General features: G+C 48.7%; 23 protein-coding genes. 11 read left to right on the top strand and 12 right to left on the bottom strand.

Annotated features, from left to right (window positions below; all coding sequences use genetic code 11):
* Positions 1–39 precede the first annotated feature (39 nt).
* Entirely contained in the window at positions 40–999 is a 960-nt protein-coding gene (gene glaH / locus E4L36_RS12815) for a glutarate dioxygenase GlaH (RefSeq protein ID WP_136680935.1), read from the bottom strand.
* 177 nt (positions 1,000–1,176) lie between these two features.
* On the opposite strand from glaH, the gene csiR reads away from it, so the two are divergent.
* Positions 1,177–1,851, top strand: coding sequence for a DNA-binding transcriptional regulator CsiR (csiR, locus tag E4L36_RS12810; RefSeq protein ID WP_136680934.1), 675 nt, complete (start codon positions 1,177–1,179; stop codon positions 1,849–1,851).
* Positions 1,852–1,898: 47 nt separating this feature from the next.
* Here the strand turns inward: csiR and E4L36_RS12805 are convergent, their stop codons facing one another.
* The 6 genes from E4L36_RS12805 to E4L36_RS12780 all read right to left on the bottom strand — a co-directional run bounded on the left by E4L36_RS12805 (position 1,899) and on the right by E4L36_RS12780 (position 8,723).
* Positions 1,899–2,339: a universal stress protein gene (locus tag E4L36_RS12805; protein ID WP_136680933.1), complete on the bottom strand. Its 441-nt coding sequence runs from the start codon at positions 2,337–2,339 to the stop codon at positions 1,899–1,901.
* Positions 2,340–2,345: 6 nt separating this feature from the next.
* The gene (locus tag E4L36_RS12800; RefSeq protein ID WP_127692406.1) at positions 2,346–3,662 is read right to left on the bottom strand and encodes a TRAP transporter large permease subunit; all 1,317 of its coding nucleotides are present in this window, start codon (positions 3,660–3,662) and stop codon (positions 2,346–2,348) included.
* Positions 3,652–4,209 carry a TRAP transporter small permease gene (locus tag E4L36_RS12795; RefSeq protein ID WP_127692407.1) on the bottom strand — a complete coding sequence of 186 codons (558 nt, stop codon included), beginning with the start codon at positions 4,207–4,209 and terminating at the stop codon, positions 3,652–3,654. Before E4L36_RS12795 ends, E4L36_RS12800 begins: the two co-directional genes overlap by 11 nt.
* A 142-nt stretch (positions 4,210–4,351) precedes the next feature.
* Positions 4,352–5,374 (bottom strand): TRAP transporter substrate-binding protein, encoded by a 1,023-nt coding sequence (locus tag E4L36_RS12790; RefSeq protein ID WP_127692408.1) that lies wholly within the window; start codon positions 5,372–5,374, stop codon positions 4,352–4,354.
* Between the two features lie 433 nt (positions 5,375–5,807).
* Positions 5,808–7,124: an aspartate aminotransferase family protein gene (locus E4L36_RS12785; protein WP_136680932.1), complete on the bottom strand. Its 1,317-nt coding sequence runs from the start codon at positions 7,122–7,124 to the stop codon at positions 5,808–5,810.
* 150 nt (positions 7,125–7,274) lie between these two features.
* Positions 7,275–8,723: an NAD-dependent succinate-semialdehyde dehydrogenase gene (locus E4L36_RS12780; RefSeq protein WP_127692410.1), complete on the bottom strand. Its 1,449-nt coding sequence runs from the start codon at positions 8,721–8,723 to the stop codon at positions 7,275–7,277.
* 147 nt (positions 8,724–8,870) lie between these two features.
* Between E4L36_RS12780 and E4L36_RS12775 the strand changes: the two genes are divergently transcribed.
* Complete coding sequence (locus E4L36_RS12775) at positions 8,871–9,809, top strand: LysR family transcriptional regulator (protein ID WP_136680931.1); 939 nt, start codon at positions 8,871–8,873, stop codon at positions 9,807–9,809.
* Between the two features lie 48 nt (positions 9,810–9,857).
* Here the strand turns inward: E4L36_RS12775 and E4L36_RS12770 are convergent, their stop codons facing one another.
* Positions 9,858–10,103: a hypothetical protein gene (locus E4L36_RS12770; RefSeq protein WP_136680930.1), complete on the bottom strand. Its 246-nt coding sequence runs from the start codon at positions 10,101–10,103 to the stop codon at positions 9,858–9,860.
* A gap of 285 nt (positions 10,104–10,388) precedes the next feature.
* On the opposite strand from E4L36_RS12770, the gene E4L36_RS12765 reads away from it, so the two are divergent.
* From E4L36_RS12765 to E4L36_RS12740, 6 genes are all read left to right on the top strand, one after another.
* On the top strand, positions 10,389–10,871 hold the full coding sequence (locus E4L36_RS12765) for a peptidylprolyl isomerase (RefSeq protein ID WP_127692413.1): 483 nt from the start codon (positions 10,389–10,391) through the stop codon (positions 10,869–10,871).
* Between the two features lie 113 nt (positions 10,872–10,984).
* Positions 10,985–11,899, top strand: a complete 915-nt coding sequence (locus E4L36_RS12760; RefSeq protein ID WP_136680929.1) for a MoxR family ATPase — start codon at positions 10,985–10,987, stop codon at positions 11,897–11,899.
* A 4-nt stretch (positions 11,900–11,903) separates the two neighbouring features.
* Positions 11,904–12,857, top strand: a complete 954-nt coding sequence (locus tag E4L36_RS12755) for a DUF58 domain-containing protein (RefSeq protein WP_136680928.1) — start codon at positions 11,904–11,906, stop codon at positions 12,855–12,857.
* Positions 12,854–14,935, top strand: a complete 2,082-nt coding sequence (locus E4L36_RS12750; protein WP_136680927.1) for a DUF3488 and transglutaminase-like domain-containing protein — start codon at positions 12,854–12,856, stop codon at positions 14,933–14,935. Before E4L36_RS12755 ends, E4L36_RS12750 begins: the two co-directional genes overlap by 4 nt.
* On the top strand, positions 14,922–15,644 hold the full coding sequence (locus E4L36_RS12745; RefSeq protein ID WP_136680926.1) for a SprT family zinc-dependent metalloprotease: 723 nt from the start codon (positions 14,922–14,924) through the stop codon (positions 15,642–15,644). The genes E4L36_RS12750 and E4L36_RS12745 overlap by 14 nt, the downstream gene beginning before the upstream one ends.
* Positions 15,645–15,794: 150 nt before the next feature.
* Positions 15,795–17,588 carry a methyl-accepting chemotaxis protein gene (locus E4L36_RS12740; RefSeq protein WP_136680925.1) on the top strand — a complete coding sequence of 598 codons (1,794 nt, stop codon included), beginning with the start codon at positions 15,795–15,797 and terminating at the stop codon, positions 17,586–17,588.
* 68 nt (positions 17,589–17,656) lie between these two features.
* On the opposite strand, the gene E4L36_RS12735 is transcribed toward E4L36_RS12740, so the two are convergent.
* Positions 17,657–18,460, bottom strand: coding sequence for a response regulator (locus E4L36_RS12735; protein WP_136680924.1), 804 nt, complete (start codon positions 18,458–18,460; stop codon positions 17,657–17,659).
* Positions 18,461–18,647: 187 nt separating this feature from the next.
* Here E4L36_RS12735 and E4L36_RS12730 point away from each other — a divergent pair, with 187 nt between their 5' ends.
* On the top strand, positions 18,648–19,829 hold the full coding sequence (locus E4L36_RS12730; RefSeq protein WP_136680923.1) for an MFS transporter: 1,182 nt from the start codon (positions 18,648–18,650) through the stop codon (positions 19,827–19,829).
* Positions 19,830–19,978: 149 nt separating this feature from the next.
* Here the strand turns inward: E4L36_RS12730 and E4L36_RS12725 are convergent, their stop codons facing one another.
* Together E4L36_RS12725 and E4L36_RS12720 are read right to left on the bottom strand one after the other, a co-directional pair.
* Positions 19,979–21,070 (bottom strand): acyltransferase, encoded by a 1,092-nt coding sequence (locus E4L36_RS12725; RefSeq protein ID WP_136680922.1) that lies wholly within the window; start codon positions 21,068–21,070, stop codon positions 19,979–19,981.
* A gap of 433 nt (positions 21,071–21,503) precedes the next feature.
* The gene (locus E4L36_RS12720) at positions 21,504–22,385 is read right to left on the bottom strand and encodes a LysR family transcriptional regulator (RefSeq protein ID WP_136680921.1); all 882 of its coding nucleotides are present in this window, start codon (positions 22,383–22,385) and stop codon (positions 21,504–21,506) included.
* Positions 22,386–22,469: 84 nt separating this feature from the next.
* On the opposite strand from E4L36_RS12720, the gene E4L36_RS12715 reads away from it, so the two are divergent.
* On the top strand, positions 22,470–22,904 hold the full coding sequence (locus E4L36_RS12715) for a PACE efflux transporter (RefSeq protein WP_136680920.1): 435 nt from the start codon (positions 22,470–22,472) through the stop codon (positions 22,902–22,904).
* On the opposite strand, the gene ptsP is transcribed toward E4L36_RS12715, so the two are convergent.
* A complete protein-coding gene (ptsP, locus tag E4L36_RS12710) occupies positions 22,901–25,150 on the bottom strand; it encodes a phosphoenolpyruvate--protein phosphotransferase (protein WP_136680919.1) in 2,250 nt (749 codons plus the stop codon). The genes E4L36_RS12715 and ptsP overlap by 4 nt on opposite strands.
* A gap of 135 nt (positions 25,151–25,285) precedes the next feature.
* Here ptsP and E4L36_RS12705 point away from each other — a divergent pair, with 135 nt between their 5' ends.
* Entirely contained in the window at positions 25,286–25,492 is a 207-nt protein-coding gene (locus E4L36_RS12705) for a hypothetical protein (RefSeq protein WP_136680918.1), read from the top strand.
* Positions 25,493–25,501: the final 9 nt, after the last annotated feature.

Here is a 25,501-nt window from a genome sequence, read left to right as displayed (position 1 = left end):
AGAGGTCAGTGGCTTTGTGTATTATATGTTTTATGACACTTACTGTGTTGGTTTACGTAGCGTCTTCTTGTGCGTGAAGTAACCACGCTGGCGCATCAACTCACGGCGCAGACCATCATGTGGCGTGAACTTGTCACGGCCATGCAACCAGAAGTGGTTGTTGATCAGCAAGAAGTTACCTGTTTCAACACGAATACCGTGAATAGCTGGGCTGTTTTCGATCGACTCAGATAGGTCGCACAACCAGTTACCTTCTTCGTAGTTAGCAGGCTGAACGAACTGATCGATGTAAGACATGATCGGCTTACCTTCCACGTCCAGATCAAATACTGGGTGGAAGACCTCTTTCGATACTTTTTTGCTTGGTGGCGCAGACCAACGCAGTTCGCGGTAAGCCATAGGATCGTTAGAGAACTTCTCTAGGCCTTCCCAGTCGTCCAAATGTAGCAGCAGGGAGTTACCACCTTCCATGTTCTGCTCATCAATTTTCAGCATCAGAACGTAGTCAGTGTCTTGTTCAACGAATGTACCATCGTTGTGCAGCTCCATTACACGGTGCGGCTGACGCAGGTAGCTGTCAGAGTTGTCGACGTTTTGTACGACAAAGCGTGCGTAGTATTGACCGCTCATTGCATCGTAGTTTGAACGACCATAGCTATGAGCAACGGCTGTTGTTAGCTTAACCATATCTTCTGCACGAGATACGTCGTCTAGGCCCTCAGGCTTGAACAGGATTGCGCCTGTACCGCGATCAACCATTGTGTCGATCAGGAATTGTTGCAGCTTGCCACCGCAGATATCGTTTAAAACCTTCGCCACACGGAAACGTAGGAAAGACTTATATTCCAATGCTTGAACAGGCCACTCTTCAGTTGCAGCGAAGAATGCATCGAGTGTTTCTTTTGTGAACGTCAACTCAATCAGACGTTCTGGGTATTGTTCGCTTGGTTTAACGGAGAAACCTGTGAATTGTGTATCTAGGTTAACAATGCTGTTCATTTTCTTATTCCTGGATGGCTAATCTTTAAGATGAGTTAATAATATCGCTAAAATTTAAAAATATCTACATTTTTATGTTTTATTGATTTTTATCCATGTTGTCACTTTTGTACGGCGGGATATAATTCGCACCATCTATTGAAAAGCGCTGACGCTAAAAGGGCGATTACAAACGACATGAGTGAAGAGAAGACAAGCCAGGCGGCAATCGCCTATGACCTGTTGAAGGCTGATATTATCAATGGCGCTCATCGGCCCGGCGACAAGCTACTAATGAGCCATCTGAAAACCCAGTACGATATTGGGGCTGGGCCTATGCGTGAGGCGCTCTCGCAGCTCGTATCAGAGCGTTTAGTCACAGCTATTAGCCAGCGTGGTTTTCGGGTAGCGCAGATGACTCAGGAAGAGATGGAAGATATCTATGATGCGCGTGCTCATCTGGAGGCCTTGATTGTTCGTTTGGCCGTGGAGCGGGGTGATGAGCAGTGGGAGGCGGAAGTCATCGGTAAAGCACACACGTTAGCGCGGGTCGATGAGATCAACTCGGCTGAAGATATGCTCAATATTTGGGATATGCGCCATAAAGCATTCCATTTGGCGATAGCGAAGGGCTGTAGCTCGCCGAAGCTGCTCGAGATGCGCGCCGCTTTATTTGACCAAGCCGAACGCTACCGGCAGCTTTGGCTTAAGCAGACGGTATTCTCGCAGTCTGCGCTGGCGGCAAAGCGGGAGGAGCACCAAGCATTGGTCGATGCACTGCTCGACAAAAATGCAGAGAGGGCAAGTGCGCTGATGTATGCTCACTTGATGTCTCCGGTGTCCATCATTAGCGAATTGATCACTGAAAACTAGTAGTGTGCTATGAATGAGAAAGGGGAGCTAAGCTCCCCTTTTTTGTTCTACCAGTGTTTGTTATCGCGGATAACAAAGACGTTACCTTGCGCGTGACGCAAGACCTTTTCGGCATTAGAGCCCAACAGGTAGCTAGCAACGCCAGGTTTGCCCGCGGCCACTAGAATGACATCGGGCTGCAAGCGGCTTTCCTCCTCAAGGATCTCGTCATAAACAACGCCGTTGCGGATGTGGCAGCTGCCTTGTATCTCCTCTGGAACATGCTCTTCAAAGACGCGGCGTACACGCTTCTTCATCTCTTTACGCATCTGGCTTGCAACTTCGTTGTCCACCTGCGTGAATGAGATGCTGTGGATCTTGGTGGAGTCCACATACAAGCTATGTATCTTGCCTTTTTCGTTTCCGAACAGCTGAATCGCCACTTCAACCGCTCGCGGAAACATCTCGACATGCTCTAGGTCGATCGGAATCAGAATATTGTTATACATAACAAGTTACCCCATGATCTTGTTCGGTAGCCACATCACGGCATCAGGGAAGAGCAAGCACAGTATGAGCACCAGTAACTTGATAAGAATAAACGGCGTGACCGATTTATAGATATCAAGCATGGTGACATCAGGCGGCGCGATACCTTTCAAGTAGAAGAGGGCGAAGCCGTAAGGTGGTGTTTGTACTGCAATCTCGATATTAAGAATCATCAAAATACCGAACCAAATTGGGTCGAAACCGAGATCAACGACGATCGGCGTGAACAGCGGTGCACACATCAATACGATGATGAACTCATCGATGATGAAACCGAGCAACAGCATCACGAGCTGCATCATGATAACAACGCCCAGCGGGGGGAGGCCAAGGTCAGAGGTGAAGCCCGCAACCATATCCTGAACACCCATCAATAGATGGAAGTTACTGAAGAGGGTGGCACCCAGAATGATCCACATGGCTACGCTCACAAGCATAGCTGTCTCTAAACCTGCGGACTTGAACAGACCAAACCGGAAACGTTTAAAGAAGAACGCTAGTATAATCGCACCAACGACGCCGATTGCTCCTGACTCTGTGGGCGTTGCAATACCACTAATGATACTTCCCAACACTGCTACGATAAGCAGAACCGATAGTAAGCCATCGCGCAGAGTGCGGAACTTCTGCTCTGGCGTCATCTTAGCTTCGGCACCTGTTCCTAGTGGTGCTTTTTCTGGATTAATTTTGCAACTGATAACGATATACGTAACCAGCAAAACAATCGTGACCACAGCAGGTACAAGTGCGGCAATGAACATTTTACCCACGGAGTTTTGCGTGGACGCTGCAAACATGATCATTGGTACGCTTGGCGGAATCAAAATACCAAGACCACCACCGGCCATAATAACGCCTAAAGCAAGGCGCTTATCGTAACCGCGCTCTAGCATGGGTTTTAGCGCGATACTGCCGGATGTCATGATGCCTGCACCAATGATGCCTACCATGGCACCAATCATGGAACAAACGCCCACAACGCTAATTGCCAATGACCCACGTACCTTACCGATCACCAACTGGCTGGCATTAAACATCGCATCGCCGATGCCTGAGCGGGTGAGCAGCTGCCCCATATAGATATATAGCGGGATAGCCAACAGAATGAAGCTAAACAAGATTGATTCGAAAGTGCTTGGCACGATGTTGAAAATGCCTTCACCCCACGTGCTGTAGCCAATTGCCATGGCGATGCCGCCCAGTGCTAAACCAACTGGAGTTCCGATTGCAAAGGCAACGAGAATACACAGCAGCAGGACGCCAGTAAGTAATTCAATTTCCATTGTCATCCTCCGCATCTTCGTCAGATACCGGTACCAAGTCACGCCCTGTAACAAGGTGATAAAGATCGTTAATAATGTCGCTGATAATCTGAAGTATCAGCAAAGAGCACGCGACGATCAGCATCATCCAGAAGTGATGCATTGGCGGCGCCCATTCACTCATACGGCGATAATTGAAGTTGAGCGCTTCGTTGAATTTGTCAATAGACACCAATACCACCACTGCCATGAAAAAGATGGCCAGCGCACCGGAAACAAGGTGAAAGATACGCTTCACATTGGCAGAAACAGACAGGTACAAGATATCCACATTGATGTGTGCTTTGCGCTGCTGAGCATAGGCACCACCAAGCGCTGCGAGATAACCTGATAGAAACAGCGATAGATCATAAGCCCATATCGTTGGCTTGTTTAGAAAGTAGCGCGCAAACACTTCGAACGCGATGACAAGCGCAATCATCGGCATCAGGATAGAAACACCACGGCCGATAAAGGCAACAAGCCTTTGCACTGCAGTGCAATAGAGTCTAAGGGTTGATGTGAACATGGTTATACAGCCTTGAAATGAAAGGAATCTAAAGGAACTTCCCTTTACCTTTTGCAGGCCTCAGTATACTGCCAGAGGGGCGAAATAAAGAAGCTTCTGACCCAAGAGTCAGAAGCTTCTTCGGTACTGAGTTAAGCGGTGATTACTGCTTTTTCAGGATGTCGATAAGCGCTTTGCTGTGCTTATCTTGAGCAGAGTATTCATCCCATAGGGATTCGCCTGCTTTTGTCCATGCTGCTTTATCTTCAGCAGATGGCGCTGGGCTCCACTTCATGCCTTTTGCTTCCATGTCAGCAATCGCTTCAGATTCCCATAGACGTGATTTAGTCATCTGCTCGCGAGCGTGAACAGCTGTTGCTGCTTTAACAATCGCTTTCAGGTCGTCAGGTAGCTTGTTCCAAGCTTTCTGGTTCACGAATACAGGTAGAACTTGTGCACCTGCGAGTGGTAGGCGGTACATGTATTTCGCTACTTCAACGTGGTTACCGTCACGGTGGTCAATCAGGTTAGAACCGATAGAACCATCGATAACGCCTGTTGCTAAACCTGTGTAGATCTCGCTCCACGTTAGAGATACTGGAGAAGCGCCCAAGTTACGTACGAACTTACCGTATGCACCTGGTGCACGAAGCTTCAAACCTTTGAAGTCTTCAACAGATTTGATCTCTTTCTTTGTCAGCAAGTAAACAGGTGGCTGAATGTAAGGGTCTAGGTAAACTAGGCCTTGCTCGCCATAGGCTTTAGTTAGGACTTCGTTCCAGCCTTTCTCGTGGAAAAGCACACTCAGTTCACCAACGTCAGCAGTACCGCCAGGTAGACCAACTTCAACGATACCCGCAGGTAGTTCGCCAGCGTTCATCGGCTGGAATGTCGCGCCCATTGTGATCAGGCCACTTTTCACAGCACCTAGAATGCCCTTTGTGTCGACACCTTCACCAGCGTACATCATCTTAACTTTGATGCGGCCGTTAGACATCTCTTCGATATTTTTTGCCAGATTTCCATACACTTCACCAAACGCTGTACCACGTGTGTAAAGGTTTGCAAAACGCCAGTTGTGTTCAGCTGCTTGTGCAGTGGACGCTGCAACAGCACCTAGACCTAGAGTGACAGCCAAAGAGCTAGAAATAATCTGTTTTTTAAATTTGCAAAGAACTTTCCGCATGTCTTCATTCTCTTTCTAATTGTTTTATAACGCCGGATTTTTGGTACCAGCATGACACACAGCCAAGTTAGCAAAGGGGGTAGGCGAATTACATCAGGCTCTTAAAACGTAAAGTTTTGCATAGGTCAAACTTTAGCAAAAACCTTTGAGTTTATTAGGGTTTTTGGGGTGTAAATAGGTTGGCATTACGCAAAAGTCGTATGCTTAAAGGGTTTTTAGCCTACAAAATATTGATGACATTTATATGAGAGGGGAATAAAAAAGACCCGTGGATTAGCATCGACGGGCCAAGGTCTTGCGTTAGAGCTTGTTGCTTACGCGGAGCATAAGCGAAGGGTGAGACGGCCCTGCCAGTGCAGCAGGGCAGCTAATGCTGAAAAGGGCGAACCTTCACGCATGAGTAGGCAGTGGGGTGTCACTGCCTACAAAGGGGTTAAAACAGCTCGCTTGCTGTTTTACGAATGGCAGCTACTAATTGATCAATCTGCTCAGGTTCGATTGTCAGTGGTGGTGAGAAGGCGATGATGTTGCCCATTGCGCGGATCATAACGCCGTTCTCGTAACACTTCACTTGGAAAGCCCCGCCGATTGGTGCACTGCTGCCTTCTGGTTGTGCAAACTGCACAGCACCAATTAAGCCGTAGTTACGGATATCGACGACCTGCTCGATATCCTTCAAGCTGTGCAGTGCTTCTTCCCAGTATTTACCAATTTCGCCGGAGGCGCGTGTTAGCAAGCCTTCCTCTTCATATACGTCAAGCGCTGCCATACCTGCTGCACACGCGACAGGGCTCGCTGAGTACGTGTAGCCGTGGTAAAGCTCAACACCGCCTTCAGGTGAGTTTTCCATGATCGTGTCATGGATATGATCTGCTACAAATACTGCACCCAGAGGAACGATACCGTTGGTGATACCTTTCGCAGATACGATCATGTCAGGTACTACATCGAACTCAACAGCCGCGAAAGGCGCACCTAGGCGACCCCAGCCAGTGATGACTTCGTCGAAGATCAGCAGGATGTCATGCTTTGTGCAGATTTCACGTAGGCGCTGTAAGTAACCTTTTGGTGGGATAATAACACCACCAGCGCCGCTGATTGGCTCGACGATCACTGCTGCAATGCTGCTAGCATCGTGGAACTTGATCAGCTCTTCGAGTGCATCAGCGCGATCTAGACCGTGTTCAGTCAAGCCTTTGCTAAAGGCGTTGTTTTCAAGGTCTAGCGTGTGTGGCAAGTGGTCGACTGGCAGCAATGGACCAAACGCCTTACGGTTAGGTGTAAGACCGCCCACCGAGATACCACCGAAGTTAACACCGTGGTAAGCCATTTCACGGCCAATCAACTTGAATTTGTTCGCTTTGCCGCGCGCGTTTTGGTATGCCAGAGCGATTTTAAGCGCACTCTCAACGGCTTCTGAGCCGGAGTTTGCGAAGAAAACTTTATTCAATGGGTCTGGCGTGTACTGAATCAAACGCTCCGCAAACTCAAAGCCAATATCGTGACCGAAGTTGAATGGCGATGTGTAGTCCAGCTCAAGAGCTTGTTTACCAATCGCTTCGGCAATTTTCTTACGGCCGTGACCTGCGTTTACGCACCACAGACCTGCTGTCGCATCAAGAATTTGACGACCGTCGTCGGTGTAGCAAAATACACCTTCAGTGCGGCTAACAATACGTGGGTTTGCTTTGAATGCGCGGTTGGGTGTGAACGGCATCCAGAAAGCATCGAGACTCTTATAGTTTTTCATATATCTGCAACCATTAAATAGAGATGTGCAATTGTGTGTGTACGATAAAGGGGGAGCGCGGGAGGAAAAATCACCGCTATTCGATTTAAACTTTTATGAGAGCCAAACAAAGGTTTAACTCCCATAACCTTTATCGTTAAAGCGGGCGGGTTAGATACCACCCATACAGATGTACTTCAGTTCCATGTAGTCATCCATGCCGTGCTTAGAGCCCTCACGGCCGACGCCTGACTCTTTAACACCGCCAAATGGCGCAAGTTCGTTCGAGATTAAGCCTTCGTTGACGCCAACCATACCGTATTCAAGGTCTTCAGATACGCGCCATACGCGGCCAATATCGCGGGTGTATACGTAAGCAGCTAGGCCGAACGGTGTGTTGTTCGCGCGTTCGATAACTTCAGCTTCGTCTTCAAAGCTAAATAATGTTGAAATGGGGCCAAACAGTTCTGCTTGGGAGATCTCCATCTCATCGGTAACGTTGGCGAGCAGCGTCGGTTGGTAAAAGCGCTCACCAGCCGCGTCGCGTTGACCACCTACTTTTAGTTCAGCACCTTCTTGAACGGCGCGTTGCACCAGACCATCGATTTTATCGACCGCTGCATTATTAATAAGTGGACCAATATCTGTGCTGCTATCAAAGCCAGAACCTAACGCTAGCTTCTCAACTTCCTCTTTGAAGCGCGTTGCGAATGCGTCGTAAATGCCCGCTTGGATATAGAAGCGGTTTGTACAGATGCAAGTTTGGCCTGCATTACGATATTTAGAAGCGATTGCCCCAGCGACAGCAGATTCAAGATCAGCGTCATCAAACACAATGAAAGGTGCGTTGCCACCCAGCTCCATCGAGGCTTTCTTAACGGTTTCAGCTGCCATCCCTAGGATGATTTTGCCAACCGGCGTTGAGCCTGTGAAAGAGACTTTCTTAACAATCGGGTTGGTGCAAAGTTCGCGGCCCACTTCAATAGGGCGCTTCGTCGTTACAACGTTAATAACACCTGCTGGAACGCCCGCTTCTTCTGCCAGTGCAGCTAATGCGAGTGCGCATAGCGGCGTATCCTCTGCAGGTTTAATCACGATCGTACACCCTGCGGCGATAGCCGGCGCTGCTTTACGTGCAATCATCGAAATGGGGAAGTTCCACGGCGTAATTGCCGTTACAACGCCAATCGGTTGCTTGATCGTTAGTAGACGTGTGCTGCCCATGTTTGATGGGATGTTTTCGCCGTATGTGCGCTTGGCTTCTTCGCCGAACCACTCAAAAAAGGATGCGCATGAGAGCACTTCGCCTTTTGCTTCACGCAATGGCTTGCCTTGCTCTTTTGTCAAAAGCTCTGCCAGCACGTCAGCGTTTTCAGTGATTAGGTCAAACCAACGACGGAGAATAGCAGCACGCGCTTTCGCTGTGGTTTTCTTCCATGAGTGGAATGCCACCTCAGCCGCTGCAATCGCGTTCTTTGCATCGTCAACATCAAGATCAGGAACAGAAGCAATGTAGCTACCATCGGCTGGATTGATAACTTCCATTTTTCCGCCGCACTTTGCGTCGACCCACTGACCATTGATATAAGCTGATTCTTTTAATAATTCGCTGAATTTCATTGTTGTTACACCCTAACTTTCTTAAACTGAAAACACGCAAGGATCGGTGTTGTGTGATTTTCTCTTCGTAATATTGATCGCAATATAGCAATAGCTCTGCGGTTAACAGATGAAGATCTATTAACGTTCAGTTTTAGAAAGTAACTCATGAGTCTGAAAAACTATTCGCTTGGTCAAGTCGGTGACTTCGAAATTAAGCAGTTGAGAATTTTCAAGTCGGTCGTTGATAACGGGGGCTTCTCAGCGGCAGAAACCGATCTAAATATCAGCCGTTCGACGATCAGTATCCATATCTCGAACCTTGAGTCTCGGCTCAACCTCACCTTGTGCAAGCGCGGGCGTGCCGGCTTCTCGCTGACGAAAGAGGGCGCCGTTGTCTACGAGATGACAAATAAGCTATTAGAATCATTGGACGAGTTTCGTGATGTCGTGAACGATATGAGCCAGAACCCGGCTGGGATTATGCGCATCCTCGTATCAGACGGCACTAGCCTTGATCCACGAGCGAAGTTCCCCGAGATGATCAGCCGTTTCTCGACGCTTGCACCAGAGATCAAGCTACAAAGCGAAGTCTCCTATATGGCGGAGATTGAGCGCATGGTGCTCAATGACGAGGTCGATGTAGGCTTGATCCCATATCACCGACAGCTGGATGGGCTGGAGTACTATCACCTTTATAGTGATGTGTGCCGTCTTTATTGCGGGCGCGGAAACCCATTGTTTGATCTGCCGGAGAGTGAAATCACCGATGAAGTGATTAATCAGTTCACGGCGATCTTACCGGGTTTGAAACCCCACGAGGAGGCAAGTGCACAGCTATCAAGCATGAGCTTTAAGGGCACAGCGTACTTTTATGAAACGCGTTTAGCGATGATATTATCGGGTAAGTTTATCGCCTTCTTACCCGAAAATTATGCAAAGCTTTATGTCGAAGAGGAGCAGTTAAGGCAAGTGGGCGGAGCTGAGCGCTGTTATACCCTTGGCATCGCAGCGGTTATCAAGAAGCGCGCCCATCAAAATCGCCCCACTGAGATCTTTCAAGAGATTATCAGGTCTTTCCATCCGGACTCTTTAACTGGAGCCTAGTAGCTTATTCGTGCTGTTTAAGGCTGCCTGTCTAGTTGTTAGCGGTACTTAAGCGTATGCCGCGATATGGGAAGGGCTGTCGGTTGGTTGCTCACCACCTTCGATAAGTACTTCCCAGTCTTGATCAAACGCATGTAGGTAAGACCCGCAGTCAGAGCATTTATACAGCTGGCTATTAGGTAGACTGCTCATAAGTTTAAGCTGAGCATGAGGACGCGCACTTTGGTAACTGACCAGTTCTTGGCACTGGGCACAGATATTGTCCATAACGATAAACTCCAACGAAAAATCCATTTTTGTTAACCACTATGATAAGTCTGAGCGACGCATAGAGCGATAGGAATAATTCCTATTTTTTACTTTTAGCCAGAGATTATGGGGTCTGTAGCGTAGTTTAAAACAGACATTTTAATTTTGCAGGATAAAAGTGTCGAGTGAATAGCGACGCTCACCGGGTGGCTTTTTCAACATTAATATCTGTTTTGCCTTTCGGTTTTGGATCGCAATGGTTAGGATGGCCCATGAGGACGCTCAGGCGTGGGTGTTCTGTCTTCAAAGCCAATAATCAGGAGCAAGGTTATGCAAATCGCAGATAACGCAGTAGTCACAATGCACTACACACTCAAAAACGCAGCAGGTGAAGTGCTTGACTCGTCACAAGGCCAAGAGCCTTTGGCGTATCTTCACGGTGCGAACAACATTGTTCCGGGTTTAGAGAATGCGTTGGTGGGCAAGGCGACAGGCGATAAGCTAGAAGTAACTGTTAAACCTGAAGAGGGTTACGGTGACGTGCGTGAAGAGTTGGTGCAGAAAGTGCCACATGAAAACTTCCAAGGCATTAACGAGTTGCAAGTGGGTATGCAATTTATGGCGCAGGCCCCATGGGGAGAGCAGCCAGTAACTGTGATCAAAATTGAAGATGATGGCGTAACTTTGGATGGCAACCATCCACTGGCTGGCCAAGAGTTGTTCTTTGATATCGAGGTGACAGAAGTGCGTGCTGCCACTGAAGATGAGCTTAGCCATGGTCATGCCCACGGTGAAGGTGGTCATCACCACTAATAAACTCGCTTAAATTCTTTTTATAAAAACGCAGCATTAGCTGCGTTTTTTGTGTCTAGACTATAGTGGTGTGAAAGCTCAACTGGTTGGTTTGTATAGGAAAAGGGTTGGAGATGCAGGATAGATTAGCAACAGCAGTGCAAGCGGTATCATCGGTTGTGATGGGTAAAGAGGAAACGGTAAAACTCGCCGTCGCATGTATGTTGTCTCGCGGGCATCTCTTAATTGAAGACTTACCGGGGATGGGTAAAACGACACTGGCGCACACCTTAGCTCATGTTTTTGATCTTGAGTATCGCCGCGTGCAGTTTACCAGCGACCTGCTGCCGGCTGATATCATTGGCAGTGCGGTGTTCAATCAACAGGAAGGTGGTTTTCAGTTTCATCCAGGGCCGGTTTTTACGCAGCTACTACTTGCGGATGAGATCAACCGGTCGACGCCAAAAACGCAAAGTGCGCTGCTTGAGGCGATGGAGGAGGGGCAGGTTTCTGCAGAGGGAGCAACGCGTCAGCTCCCAGAACCTTTCTTTGTGATAGCAACACAAAACCCCGCAAGCCAGTATGGTACGTTCCCGCTGCCAGAATCTCAGTTGGACCGCTTTTTGATGCGGCTTTCGCTGGGGTATCCAGATGAGGAAACTGAGCGCGCGCTATTAAAGCATGGCGATACTCGACAGGATATCGGTCGTTTGGCCGTCAGTATTGATCGCCAGACGCTTATGAATATTCAGCTTGCGTGCGATCAAGTTACGGTGAGCGATGCCGTGGTTGACTATGTACAGCGTCTTGCCCAGCAAACACGTACCATTGAGACGATCCAGCTTGGTTTATCGCCGCGCGGTGCGCTGGCATTGATACAAGCTTCCAAGGCGTGGGCTTATATGGAAGGCCGCGACTTTGTGACCCCCGATGATGTTCAAGTTGTATTTGAGCCGGTGGTTGCACACCGTTTGATGCTTCGTTCTGGCACCCAGCTAGGGCAGAGTATTACAACCAATATTCTTGCTAGCGTGGATGTACTGAGCTAAACGCATGTGGGATACGGTCGATCATAAATTTAGAAACTGGCTGGTAAGTCGCTACCCTGTTCAGTCAGAGGTGTTGCTGACCCATAAGCGCATCTACATCTTCCCCACCTTGGCAGGGCTTGCATTTATCTGTGTGGCACTGCTTGTCTTGATGCTCGCGATCAATTACCAAAACAACTTAGCCTATGCGATCTGTTTTACACTGACTTCGCTTTTCATCACGGCAATTATGCATACCTACGCCAACCTCTCTGGGTTACGAATACGTATACAAACACCCTCGCCGGTTTTTGTTGGCGATGAACTCCGTTATCGTTTTGAAGTGCTATCGAGCCGTTCCCTAACACAGCTACAGTTTGGCTTTCGTGGCCAAGAGCAGGTTACTTATGATCTTGAACGGGATAAGCCGTTGTTGGTGTATGTGCCCGCGAGCAGTCAGGTGAGAGGGTGGCAAGCCCCTGAGCTATTACGCATCTCATCTGTTTACCCGCTGGGTATTTTTCGTTGCTGGACTTGGCTGCGCTTCGAAGAGCCTGCGCTAATCTACCCACGACCCGTCGCTGGAGGCGAGCTGGGGCAACTGAATCGCCCTGTGGGCGGAGACGGTGCCGAAGGGCATGTCGGTGAAGAGGACTTCCAAGAACTGAAGAGTTATCAGCCAGGAGCGCCGCTCAGCCGAGTGGCATGGAAAGTATACGCAAAAGGTTATGGGTTGCATGTGAAATCCTACCAAGGGGAGGAGGCTCAAGAGCGCTGGCTCTCCTGGCACTTGTGGCCGCAACTGGACACCGAAGCAAAGCTATCGCGGTTGACCTACTGGGCAGTCACATTGAATGAGCGCCAAGCGCCCTTTGGCTTAGTATTGCCAAATGTGACGATGGAACCAGCAGTCGGGGATGATCATTTGCGCGAAGTGCTCAAGCACTTGGCACTCTATGATGAGGGAGCGTTGCTGTGAAACTTCCAACGTTTCGGTTTAAAAAGTCCACAGTAGCGGAGGCTACCAACAAACCGGAGGTGTTGCTCGCCCGCTCTAGCAAGCTATGGCTGCTAACGATGTTGGTTGCGGTATGCTTGCCGCAGATCCGCGAAATTCCGTTATGGCTTACCGTCGTTGTAGGCGCTTTGCTTGCATGGGGCTTTGCGAGCACGCTGAAGGTTCGCAAGCCGTTGGCGCGCTGGGTGCGATGGTCTGTGGTCCCGCTGATGTCAGTGGGCGTATTGGTCTCGGCATCCGGCTTAGAGAGCCTAGCAGGTCTGGCAACGCTGCTGATTGCAGGCGCTGGCCTGAAGGTTTTAGAACTACGTACGCGTCGTGACGGCTGGGTTTTAGTGCTGGTATCCCTGTTCATGGTAGCCGTTAACTTCCTGTTTGATCAGTCTATTGTCGCGGCGCTATACGGATTTTTCTCTCTGGCGATTACATTCGCGGCTCTGATCTCTCTGAACGAGGTACAGGCTAAGCAGGTGAACTTTGGCACATTAAAAAGGAGTGCAACGATACTAGCTCAGTCTGCCCCTGTGATGGTGGTGCTATTTCTCGTGTTTCCACGAATCGAGCCGCTATGGAGTGTTAAATCTGAGCGTGCAGTGGCAAAAACAGGGCTGTCTAACGAAGTTGACCCAGGCTCTGTTGCTAACTTAACACGCAATGATAGCGTTGCATTCCGTGCCAGTTTTACGGATGACGCGCCGCCAGAGCGGTCGCAACGCTATTGGCGCGCGATTACGTATGATTTTTACGATGGCCGCAGTTGGCTCAATGTGGGTAAAAATGTTGGGCTTGAGGCCAGCGCGATTGATACAGATACCTACTATGACTATGAAATCATCATGGAACCGACAGCTCGGCCATGGCTGGTGGCGCTTGATTATCCCCAGACGGTCCGTGCGGCTAGGGGGACTTTAACTCTAAAAAACGACTTTACCGTGACCGCGGGTAAGCCTATTTTGGATCGTTTCTCCTATTCTGGGCGTTCCGTTGTGCGTGAAGCAACGCAAGAATTATCTCTGCAAGACCGGGAACGTTTTCTTAGACTGCCGCCATATGGAAATCCGCAAGCGCGTGCGCTGGCCGCGTCTTGGGTTGAGCAGCAGCTATCCCTAACTGAGAAGATCGATGCACTCTATCGGCGCTTTAATCAATCGTTTGAATACACGCTATCCCCTGGTCGCTTGGGGCGTAACAGCGTGGATCAATTCCTCTTTGAGACCCAGCGGGGCTTTTGTGAGCACTTTGCCAGTAGCACCGCTTACTTACTGCGCCTAGCCGGGCATCCTACCCGGCTCGTGGGCGGGTACCAGGGTGGTGAGTGGAACCCGTACGAAAAGTATATGCTGGTGCGCCAGTACGAGGCCCACGCTTGGGTTGAGGTATGGGATGAAAACACTGGATGGCGCCGTTTAGATCCGACGACCGCAGTGGCACCTGAGCGTATCCAACTGCCATTCGATGAATTATTTGGTAGCAGTGATGACTTTATTGCCGAGTCGCCGCTGTCGGTGCTGCGCTTAGGTAAAAATATAGAGTGGTTGAATGAGGTGCGCTTGCGCTATGAGGCGGTCAACTATAGTTGGCACCGCTGGATCTTGGGCTACCACAACCAGCAGGTCGATTTTTTACATGATCTGATGGGTAGTCTGAGCACCTTAAAACTGCTCTTGGTGATCTTTGTACCGGGTTCGCTAGTAACAGGGGGGCTGATCTGGTGGCTGCTGCGTGCACGCCCAAGGCGCTATCACGCTGTCGATGCCGATGTGCAGTATCTATCTCGCTTGGTGAGCCGAGCTGACTCAAGTTTAGCGCGTGAGCAAGGAGAAACCGTTCGTACCTATTGTTGGCGCCTCGCGAAGCATCAACCCTATTGGGAAGAGAGCTTAATGCAATGGCTAAATAACCTAGAGCAGTTGCGCTACTCACCTGCCCGCGGGCAGCCCGAAGGTGATGCAAGCTACCATGCCAGCTTCAAATACATGATCAAAACAGTCAAGAAACCCACCCGTTTATTAGGGAAACCCGCGCGTGCCTCAGCCTAAAACATGCTTTGTTACTGTTGAAGGGCTTTTGATTAAAGTCATTTTCTCTAAGCGTAAAACGGCAACGATCGAAGTGACGCATGGTGAAGCGCTAGCGCGTGTACCGCTGCGTACCCCTACCGCTTGGCTCACCCACTTCCTTACTCAGCGTGCTGGGTGGGTAAGGGAGCACCTTGCCCAGCAGCAAGTTTTGCTTGCAACGCACACTATTAACCCTTGGGAAGCGCGATGCCTTCTTTATCTAGGCCAAAGTCTGCCGCTTCAGGTAGTTGCTGGCGCTCGCGTATCATCAGCAAGCTTAACCGACGATCACCTCGTGATTTCGTTAGGACGACGCAGTACCAAAGTGCCAGAGCAGTTAACGAATGAATTGACTAAGCTATGGTTAAAAGGGCAAGCAAAAGATTATCTAAGTGAGCGGTTGGACTACTGGTCGGCAGTCATGGAGCTGCAGCCTGGTGAGCTTAAAGTCGCAAACTTTAAATCGAGCTGGGGGCAGTGCAACTCACGTGGGCGAATCGCGCTCAATTGGCACCTGATGATGGCGCCGCCAGAGGTGATCGATTATGTGGTGATTCATGAGTTGGCGCATCTCGAAGAGATGAACCACTCCGCTCGTTTTTGGGCACTTGTTCATCGCCACTGTCATCATGTGGACCAAAGCCGGGCGTTTCTTCGTGAGCGCGGTGTTTGGCTGCAATGGCGATAGAGATCAATAACTTGGTTGATTTGTCTCTTTTTAGATTCAGTTTTATCTTTTCGAACCCTAACATCAAGCTATTACGCTGAGAGCTTCTATACTGAAAGGAAAGTTGCTTAAAGCCAACAAACAATAATTATACGTAGTAGGGATGTAGCAATGAGTTTATACACGGCAGTTGAGCAAGCGCTGTTCAATTCGTTAACGAAAAAGATTGTTGGTAACGTCGTTTTCCTTCTTCTCCCCCACCTTGTGCTCCTAGGAGTAGGCTTCTACTATTCTGCCGAGATTGTCAGTGTCGCCACTGAAAGTGTGCTCGATGAAAGTGTAAAAAGTGCGCTGTTAACGTTATCGAGCGAGTTGTGGATCATTGCGAGCGTTACTGTGGTTGTAGCGGTCCTTTCGGGTATCTTTACCATCTTTTTCATGCGTCATCTTTTCTTGCGTCCAGTGCGCGCTATCACTGATGTTTTAAGCCAAATTAGCGAGAAAGATGGCGATATCTCGGTGACGTTGCCTGAGTATACCTACGATGAAATCTCGGAGATGGCGAGCAGCTATAACCGTTTCTCTGATAGCTTGAAAAAGATGATCTCAGAGTCCCGCCGCCGCAGTGTGAGCGTCGCCCTCAGTGCAACACGCTTGAAGAAAGCGTTGGTAGGCGCCTCGGGCAAAGTGTCGCAGCAGGAAGAGAAAGCTCAGTTGGTGTTCCAAGCGAGTCAGGAGTCGACGGTCGCCATTGATGAGGTGGCCAACAGCACCATGATGATTAGCACTCAAACCGATACCAATATGGAAGAGGTGCGCTCGTCAGGTGATGAGCTAATGAAGGTCCTTGAGCAGGTACGTTCAATACGCAATCTTGTAAATAACTTCCAATCAACGGTTTCCCAATTAAGTGAGAACTCGGCAAATGTCACGCAGATCCTATCGATGGTGCAAGATTTCTCAGACCAAACCAATTTGCTGGCTTTGAACGCATCGATCGAAGCTGCGCGTGCAGGTGAAGCGGGGCGCGGTTTTGCGGTGGTTGCGGATGAGGTTCGCTCGCTATCGCAGAAAGTTAGCTCAGCGACGAGTGAGATTGATAAAAATATTTCACAAATGGCCACGCTGGTGCAAACCACGCGTAGTAGTGCTGAAGATATTCAGCAGTATGTTCACAACACCGAGGGCTTTATCGAGTCGACCAACCAGCAGTTTGTAAAACTCGTGGGCGATTTTGAGCAGGTGAATAGCCAACTTTCGGGCATTAGCGCGGCGATTGATGAGTTGGCATACAGCAACAAGCAATCCCACGAGAATGTCTCTGAAATTGCCAGTATTGCGCACGAGATCAAACATGAAGTTGATGAGTCTGTTGAACACTCTGACAAACTAGAAGTTGCAACCGAAGAGACTCAAGAACTGCTATCTCGCTTTATTATAGGCTTTGGTGGTTTTGAGTCGATGATTATGGCTGGACGAAGCTGGTCAAAACAAACAAGTGACGCTATTCAGGCGTTGGCGCATCAGGGCTTGAATGTGTTTGATGTACAGTATCGCCGCACTAATGAAGGTGTTGAGCCCGCAAAGTTTGACCTCAGCTACACCGATGCTTACGAAGCGGCATTACAGCCTCTGTTTGACCGCTTTATCTCTGAACGACCAGAGTTTATTTATGCGATCGCGGTGGATAAAAATGGTTATGCGCCTGCTCATCACCAGAAGGTATCTAACCCTATCATCGGCGATTTTTCGGTAGATAACCTTAAGAGTCGTCACCGTCGGATCTTTGCAGGGAATCGTGCGGAGATCCGCCGTGCTCAAAATACCTCGCCGTTTTTACTTCAGACTTTTATTCGTGATACGGGCGAAGTGTTGAACGATTTATCGATCCCCATTTATGTTGATGGTAAACACTGGGGCGCTTTGATCATGGGCTTCAACCCAGAAACATTGTTGGAGGAGTAGCCTGAGTCTTGCGATAGCAGATATAAAAAAGCCGGCATTGAGTGCCGGCTTTTTTGTGGAGTGATCGGTTACAGGTCCGAGTCGAAAACGAGCTTTTCGATCAGCTGTTTCATCATGTCGTAGGAGAGCGGTTTAGATATCAGGGCCGAAACTCCTGCTGCCTGTATCGCGGCTAGTTGGCTCTCGTTTTGTTCTGATGTCACCATCATAATCGGAATGGTAGGCTGATCATCGCTGGCGCGGATATGTTCAACCATCTCTTTACCGTCAACATTGGGCATATTGTAATCAGAGACAATTAAGTCGAAACGCTCTTGCTCCAGCAAAGCGAGTCCTTGAGCACCGTCTTCCGCTTCAACAATCGATTCGATCCCGATATTCGTCAGAATTTGATTGAGGTACTTGCGTGCAAACTTACTATCATCCACAAGGAGAACGCGCAGGTTCTCATACTCCGATGTATCGCGTTCAGTGATCTCATCTTTGTCACAGATGTAGTGCAGCGTGCTTTGCAGCGCTTTGCGAAAATCATTCTCATCAAACGGCTTGGGAAGAATTGCAATGGCCCCGGCCTGGCGAATGGGCTCTAAGTAGCGATAGTGTGTTTCCGATGAGATCAGTAGAAAGGTGATATCAGAGAGTTCTACCTGCTCCCGCATTTGCGTTACGACTTCTGTGCCCGTCATATCGGGAAGGTGCATAGCGGATAGCACAAGATCGGGCGTTTGCTGCTGCATGGCTGTGATGGCAGCAGCTCCCTCTTCAAACTCGTCGATGTTAACAATACCCAGTGCTTTCAAACGATTAACAATAATGCCGCGCTGCATATTGGATGGCTCGATCACTAATACAAAGAGATCTTCCAGCGTCATAAGGATGCTCTCATTTAGCGTTTACATGTGCTAATCAGTTTAACACCTGATCTCCAGATCTGCTGGAATCTGGCCATTTTTTTGACCGCGGTGGCAATAATACTGGCCCATGCAAAGGCGTAAGCACTATTATGGTTCGCTAATTTAGCTAAGTGGTTTGAGTTGTTATGCAGTTTTGGAGTTATCGATGAATCGCAGTGTTGTTCTGTTGTCCCTGTGCCAAGCGCTATTAGGAACTGGAAATATTCTATTAGTCGCTGTAACAGGGCTTATCGGGCAGAGCCTAGCGCCGAGTAGTTCTATGATCACCTTGCCAGTGGCCATGCAATTTGTCGGCTTAATGCTAGCAACCATTCCAGCGTCGCTAATCATGCAAAAAATAGGACGCCGCAACGGCTTTTATCTGGGGAATAGTATCGGTATTGGTGGTGCTGTACTTGCCTCGATGGCGCTAATGAGCGAGCAGTTTTACCTATTCTGTGTTGGAACCTTATGTCTAGGTGTAGGGATTGGTTTTGGCGCTCTGTACCGTTTTGCAGCTGTTGAAGCGAGCGAGCCGGCGCAAAAGAACCGAGCGATTTCACTTGTCATGTTAGGGGGAGTGCTCGCGGCGCTGATCGGTCCTGCACTGGCTGTTCAGAGCCGTGATTGGGTGCAAGGCTATGACTTTGTTGGCTCCTTTGTGGGTTTAATGGGGCTCTATATTTTGGCGTTGTTGCTTCTGACCGGCGTAAAAATTCCGAAACCCGCTGTGAGTGTGAGGAGCCAAGCCACCGCTCGGCCACTGATAGAGATCGTTTCACAGCCTATATTCGTGGTTGCTGTTGTTGCGGGCATGACCAGTTATGCGGTAATGAACCTGTTAATGACGGCAACCCCGTTAGCGATGGCAAGGTGTGGCTTTTCGTTCCCTCAGACAACGTGGGTGATCGAGTGGCATGTGTTAGGGATGTTCTTACCCTCTTTTTTCACAGGGCGCTTAATTCAGCGCTTTGGTGCTGTGAACTTAATGCAATGTGGTGGCGCGTTGCTGCTTTTGTGCACAGCGATCAATCTTAATGGCCAGTCCGAATGGCACTTTTGGTGTGCGCTAGTCGTTTTGGGTGTGGGTTGGAACTTTATGTTTATCAGCGCAACGAGTTTAGTTACCAGTACGTATCGTGAGTCAGAACGAGCAAAAACGCAGGCGACGAATGAGTTTCTTGTCTTTGGTATGGTCACGCTCTCAGCCATGTTGACCGGCTGGCTTGAAGCAACGGTGGGATGGCAAACAATGAACTGGATGATGGTGCCTATTGTAGCGTGGGCGATGCTTGTGATCGCTATCTTTTCGCGCAAGATGACGAGTCGCGCAGAATGTGTAGGTTAGTGATCGTTATTGGAGTGTGTAGTCAGCGTATTTTGCATAGCTGAGCCCTGCTTAGCTCTCCCGCCGGTGAGGTACTTGTTGGGCGAGAGAGCGATTCTACAGAGCGCGCGGTTAGATAGGTATACCAGAGAGCTTCGTTGAGAAAGTCTTCACGAGAGTTTGAAGTGCTTAGCCAATAAATTATTAAAAAATACCGTGTATAGACCTTTTCTTTTTTCTGTGATGTTACTGATCATGAAGATTAAAGTAGGCACTATAATCCAGCAAAAAACTATACTCATAATAGGGTTTGAGCTGTATGGGAAAACAGCTGATATGAAGTAAAGCATTGGCATATGGTAAAGATATAGTGAGAAAGTATGGGATGAGGCCTCTTTTATAAGCTGCTCTGCTTTCTGGCTTATTGCAAAGAAATTGGATTTTTTAGTGAGGTGATAGCTACTAAATATGTGTGCAGTTACAAAAATAGCAAGAATATAATCAGAAGCAAACTTTTCTGAAGGTTCTAATAAAAGTTGATAAAATCCCGGTCCAATAATGCTTTGAGAGAAGCCATTGATTAGGTCTTGCGCATTATCTGTTGAGAATAATGCGATACCTACCACAGAGAGAATAAAGATCGATAGCGATTGGTGCAGAGTGAGTGAATAAGCGTTGAGCTTTTTAAAGCAAAATACACCGGCCAGCCATATAGGAAGGTAGAGTAATATGCTTAGCCCCATAACCAGTGTGATCAACGCGAGTAGGGCAATACGAGACTTTCCTTTTGTATAAACTAATACACCGAAAAATATGTAATAAAGAACTTCGTAGCCTAATGACCAATATGGTAGATTTGAAAATATTGGAGTTGCAACCCAGCTTTGATTAGTGAACGTTAAAGCCGAAAATAACGTAAATAATGGGTTTGGTTTTTCTTCGCCTAGCGAGTAGAACGCCTCAGGATTTAGTGATTGGCCTACGTAATAAAGCACCGCAGTAATAATAATGGCGGGAATGGCGACAGAATATATTCGCGATAATCGACTTATTGTGTATTTTTGGGCATTTTCTTTTCTATCAAATACAACATAAGAAATAACGAAGCCAGATAAAACAAAAAATATAACGACAGCTTCATGGCCAAAGCCCGATATTTGCCAAAGCCATCCGCCTGCAAACGCAGGCACATGTGATATGAAAACAGCGATTGCCGCTGAAAACCTTACTAAATCCAAATATACAGAAAATTGTCTATTCATAGAAAGATTAAGCTTACCTACCAAACACACGCGAAAAAGGTCGTCGTTTAAGCGAACCAAACGACACTTTTTTCATGGCTTCATAGAAGCGTTGCTGCGTTGTGTTACTACTATCATTAAGCCTACCTACTTCTTGGGCTGGCCAAAATGGAGATAGAAAACGCGATCTTGATCATCTCATAGAATTGCTTTCTAAAGAGTGAACTTGAGCCTATACAGTCAAATTATCCTCTCTGCTTAGTCCTAGCGCCGACTCTAACCTAGCTGCGTGTACATTAGCGTTAACTGGCGATCACTCCTAGCCTGATTGTACGGGAAATAGCACAGAAAGTTGGAAAAGTTATCAGTTCTCGTTGTGTTCATACAGTTAAAACGAGATCAGTGATCGTGGCTTTTGCTAGACATCATGGTCGCGGCAGTGGATTGAGTTGATCTAATGATCCAATAGATTTTTCAGTTCTGCGACAAGCCACTGCATCGCAGGGCCGGATGTTCGTGATTTTGTTACAACAAGATCGGCAGGTGCAGCCCACGTTTTATAGTCTAGGGCTAGATCAATGGTGTGTAATTCGTTGTTGCCTAAACCTTCCGCAGCGATCGGTTGAGGCAGGTAGCCCCAACCAACCCCCGCTGCAATGAGCTCTCGCATTTGGTAAAAACTATCTGCCCACCAAGTTTTCGGCGACATAGGAGGTAACAGCTGCAGCACTTGTTGTGACTGGCTGCGCATCACAACTTCGCGGTGTAAAAGTAGGTCGGATAAGTCTAGGTCGGATGCTAAGGCTAGCGGGTGCTGCGGGTCGCATACGGCGACAAATGGCACATAACCAATAAGATATATCTTTAGCGCACTTTTTAGCGACACATCTGAAAACACTAAACCTATATCAAGGCGCTCATTTTGCAAGAGCTGGTGAATGTCGGGGCTGGCGCACTCTAAAAGCTCAAGCTCAGTATTTGGAAAGGTATCGGAGAAGCGCTTGAGTGTGCCCCATAATCTTGGGTAGCTCAGTGCACTGTCCACTGCCACTCGAATGAGAGGCTCTTCCGCTTTATTGACCGCTACCACGGCTGATTCGAATTCAGCGGCTTGCATCAATATGGCACGGGCTTGCGGTAGTAAACGCTTACCATCGCTGGTAAGTGAGGGGATGCGAGTGGAACGATCAAATAGCGTCACGTTGAGGTCGAGCTCGAGATTAGCGATGCCTTGGCTAATCGCTGATTGCGCTTTGCCCAGTTTGCGGGCGCAAGCAGAGAAAGAGCCGGTCTCAACAACGGTAATAAAGAGATGGATTTGATCAAGGCTCAACATATCACATAACCTGATAGTAACTAACTTTATACTATTGTATATCCAGATAGAATCGACGCCAGTTTCTTACTGGAGGTTTTTTTAATGTCTGTGATGGAGCGTACTTTTCACACGCTGTTATTTGAGGCAATTGCGCTGCTGCTGTTTGTTCTTTTAGCTGGCGTAGTGACTCAAGGTGATTCGGCTACCTTAGCGGGGCTGGGTATCGGTATGTCTTTGCTAGCGATGATGATTAACTTTATCTACAACTGGGTATTCGACCACTTGGCCGGTGCTGATCGTGCGGTCCGTGGGCTGAAGCTACGGCTAATTCATGCAGGGTTATTTGAGCTAAGTTTAATGGCGGTTTCACTACCTGTGTTGATGTACGTGTTAAAGATGGATTTCTGGTCGGTATTGGTTTTGGATCTTGGCATGGTGGTCTTCTTCTTGGTGTATGCCTTTGTGTTCAACTGGTCATACGACCTGATTCGCCAACGCGTGCGCCCTGATAGCCCTGCTTCGCTGGGGGAGTGTTAAAGCCCCAGCGTTTTGAGCTTGCGTTTGGTCATGCGGCGGATCTCACTCTCGTCCTCCGCTTTTTGCGCTTTAATCAGTAGCTTTTCGAGATCTTTGCGGCTCGTATTGCGAATCACCCATTTAATCATCGGAATACGATGAGCACTCAAACTCAGCCGGTCAAAGCCCATCGCGATTAGCAGCAGCACGGCCGCAGGATCGGCAGCCATCTCTCCACACAGCGAAATGGGTAGGTTAAGTGTTTTACAGCGCGCTTGTATCATCTCAAGCGCTGACAACACCGCAGGGTGCAGCGGATCGAATAGACGCGAGACTTTCGGGTTATTTCGATCAACGGCGAGCAAGTACTGCGCTAAGTCGTTGGTGCCGACAGATACAAAGTCGATATAGGGTGCGGCTTTCTCTAACAGCAAGATAGCTGCAGGTACTTCGATCATAATACCGAGCTTTGGTGCCGTTGCTTGCTTGCCCTCATTGTGTAGATCTTTGAGTACTTGATCGAGCAGTGCGCGCAGCGCTTTGATCTCGTCAATGCGGCTGACCATTGGCACAATGATCTGCAGGTTCTCGCGGCCGTGCCCAGCGCGGACCATAGCGCGTAGCTGAGTAATTTGCAGCGCAGTGTTATCCAATGTGAAGCGAATACCTCGCCAGCCAAGATAGGGGTTTTCCTCTTTAATCTCGTAGTAGGGGAGTTGCTTATCGCCACCAATATCTAGCGTCCGCATCGACACGGGTCTTGGGTAGTAGGCATCGATGACCTGCTTATAAACCCGGTACTGCTCATCTTCTGTTGGGAAACCATCGTGGACCATAAACGGGATTTCAGAGCGATACAGCCCCACACCCTCGGCACCATTCACAAGACCCGGCGATACGTCAGCCAATAGGCCGGTATTGGTCAGTAGCGTGACATGGAAGCCATCGTCCGTTTCTGCAGGTAAATCTTTGAGTTGCGCCAGTTGGGAGTTGAACTTCTCCTCATTACGCTTGATCTGGCGGTATTCGCGTGTCATCTCTTTAGGCGGTGACGCGATAACAAAACCACTGTTGCCGTCGATGATGACGGTCTGGCCGCTGTAACGTTCGATATCTAGCTCAGTGACGCCCATCACTGCGGGAATACCTAGGGCGTTTGCAACGATTGCCGTATGGGATAATGCCGAGCCCGAGCGGCAAATAATGCCGACAATCTGATCTTTATCGAAATCAGATAGGTCCGTAATACTGATCAAATCTCCCGCCAGGATGATGGCGGTATCTTTAGGGGGCTCACGCAATCGCTTCTTGCGCAGCATTTGATTGATCAGCTTAATGGCGATATTACGCACATCTTCGGCGCGCGCCTGCATGTAAGGGTCTTCTGAGGCTTCAAACACCGCCGCGTGATCAAGCGCAGCTTTACGCACCGACCAGATCGCTGTGTTGCCCTTCTCGATGAGGGTGATGACGTTTGCGGAGAGTTCTGGGCTCGCCAGCATCATGCGATAAACGGTGAAAAGCGACGCGATATCTTCGGGTAGGTCTTTTTCAATACGCGCCTCGCCTTGCTCTACTTCGGCGATCGCACCTTCGAGTGCGTGATGAAAGCGCTCCAGCTCCTCTTGAATATCATCGGCTTTTTTCGGCAGGGATGCCTTCAGGTCCACTTGGCTGTTTAGCTGCGTAAGCTGACCAACAGCAACGCCTGTCGAGCCAGAGATACCGTCATAACGCTTATATAGCTTGCCGGGACGGCGCCTTGGCATCCAGTCGCCAGACTTTTGAATCGCGTTCAGCGTTGCAGCAAGCTGTGAAGCCACGGTCACCAAAAACGCTTCAGCTTCCGGTGAGAAAGGCGCACGTTTTGTACCTTGAATAACAATAACGCCCACTAATTGGCGCAAGTGAATCAGCGGAACAGCCATAAACTGGCGATAGGGAGTTTCCTCTGCATCTGGGAACAGCCGAAACTTCTCATGCAGCGAGGCATCTTCAAGGTTTAGCAAGTTCTTTGTGGCAGCAACTGTACCAACCAAGCCCTCCTCAGGATTAAGGCGAATCTTCCCCACAGCCGACTGAGATAGGCCTTGAGTGGCGGCAAGAATCAGTTGCGCACGCGAGGGGGATTTTAGATAAAGACTGCAAACAGGCACCTCCATCAGGTCGCTGAGCCTGGCCACAATCGTCTGCATGGCCGCGACTGCATTTTCCGCATCAGATATCTCTTGTACCAAGGGGGTCAGATTAGCTAATGAGTGTTGCATGCGGGCCGGTCCTGTATAATCGAGAAGGCTGAGCGATTCTTGATAATCGCACATAAAACAATTGATTAGCAACGGCTGTTGTGCTGCGTTGAAAACGCCTTCAAACATGTGTTTGATGCTAACAAGGGGTAGTGTGTGAAGAGCTTTTTGTTTACAACTGATAATGACCGCGGTGGCGTGATACTCTGCAATCTCGATACCCTCGAAGAGGCAGTGGACTATCTACATATCCGCTTTAAAGGTGTGGTGCGCGTGGAGCAGGGCAAAGACTACTGGACAGAGCAAAGTGGCTTTGTTTACCTCAATCCACCACAAGATGATCCACCCCCAGAACAAGGATGATTCGGGACA

The sequence above is a fragment of the Neptunomonas sp. XY-337 genome (genome assembly GCF_004959845.1).
GTDB classification, from domain to species: Bacteria; Pseudomonadota; Gammaproteobacteria; order Pseudomonadales; family Balneatricaceae; genus Neptunomonas; species Neptunomonas marina.
This window is presented reverse-complemented; position numbering and strand designations above follow the sequence as displayed.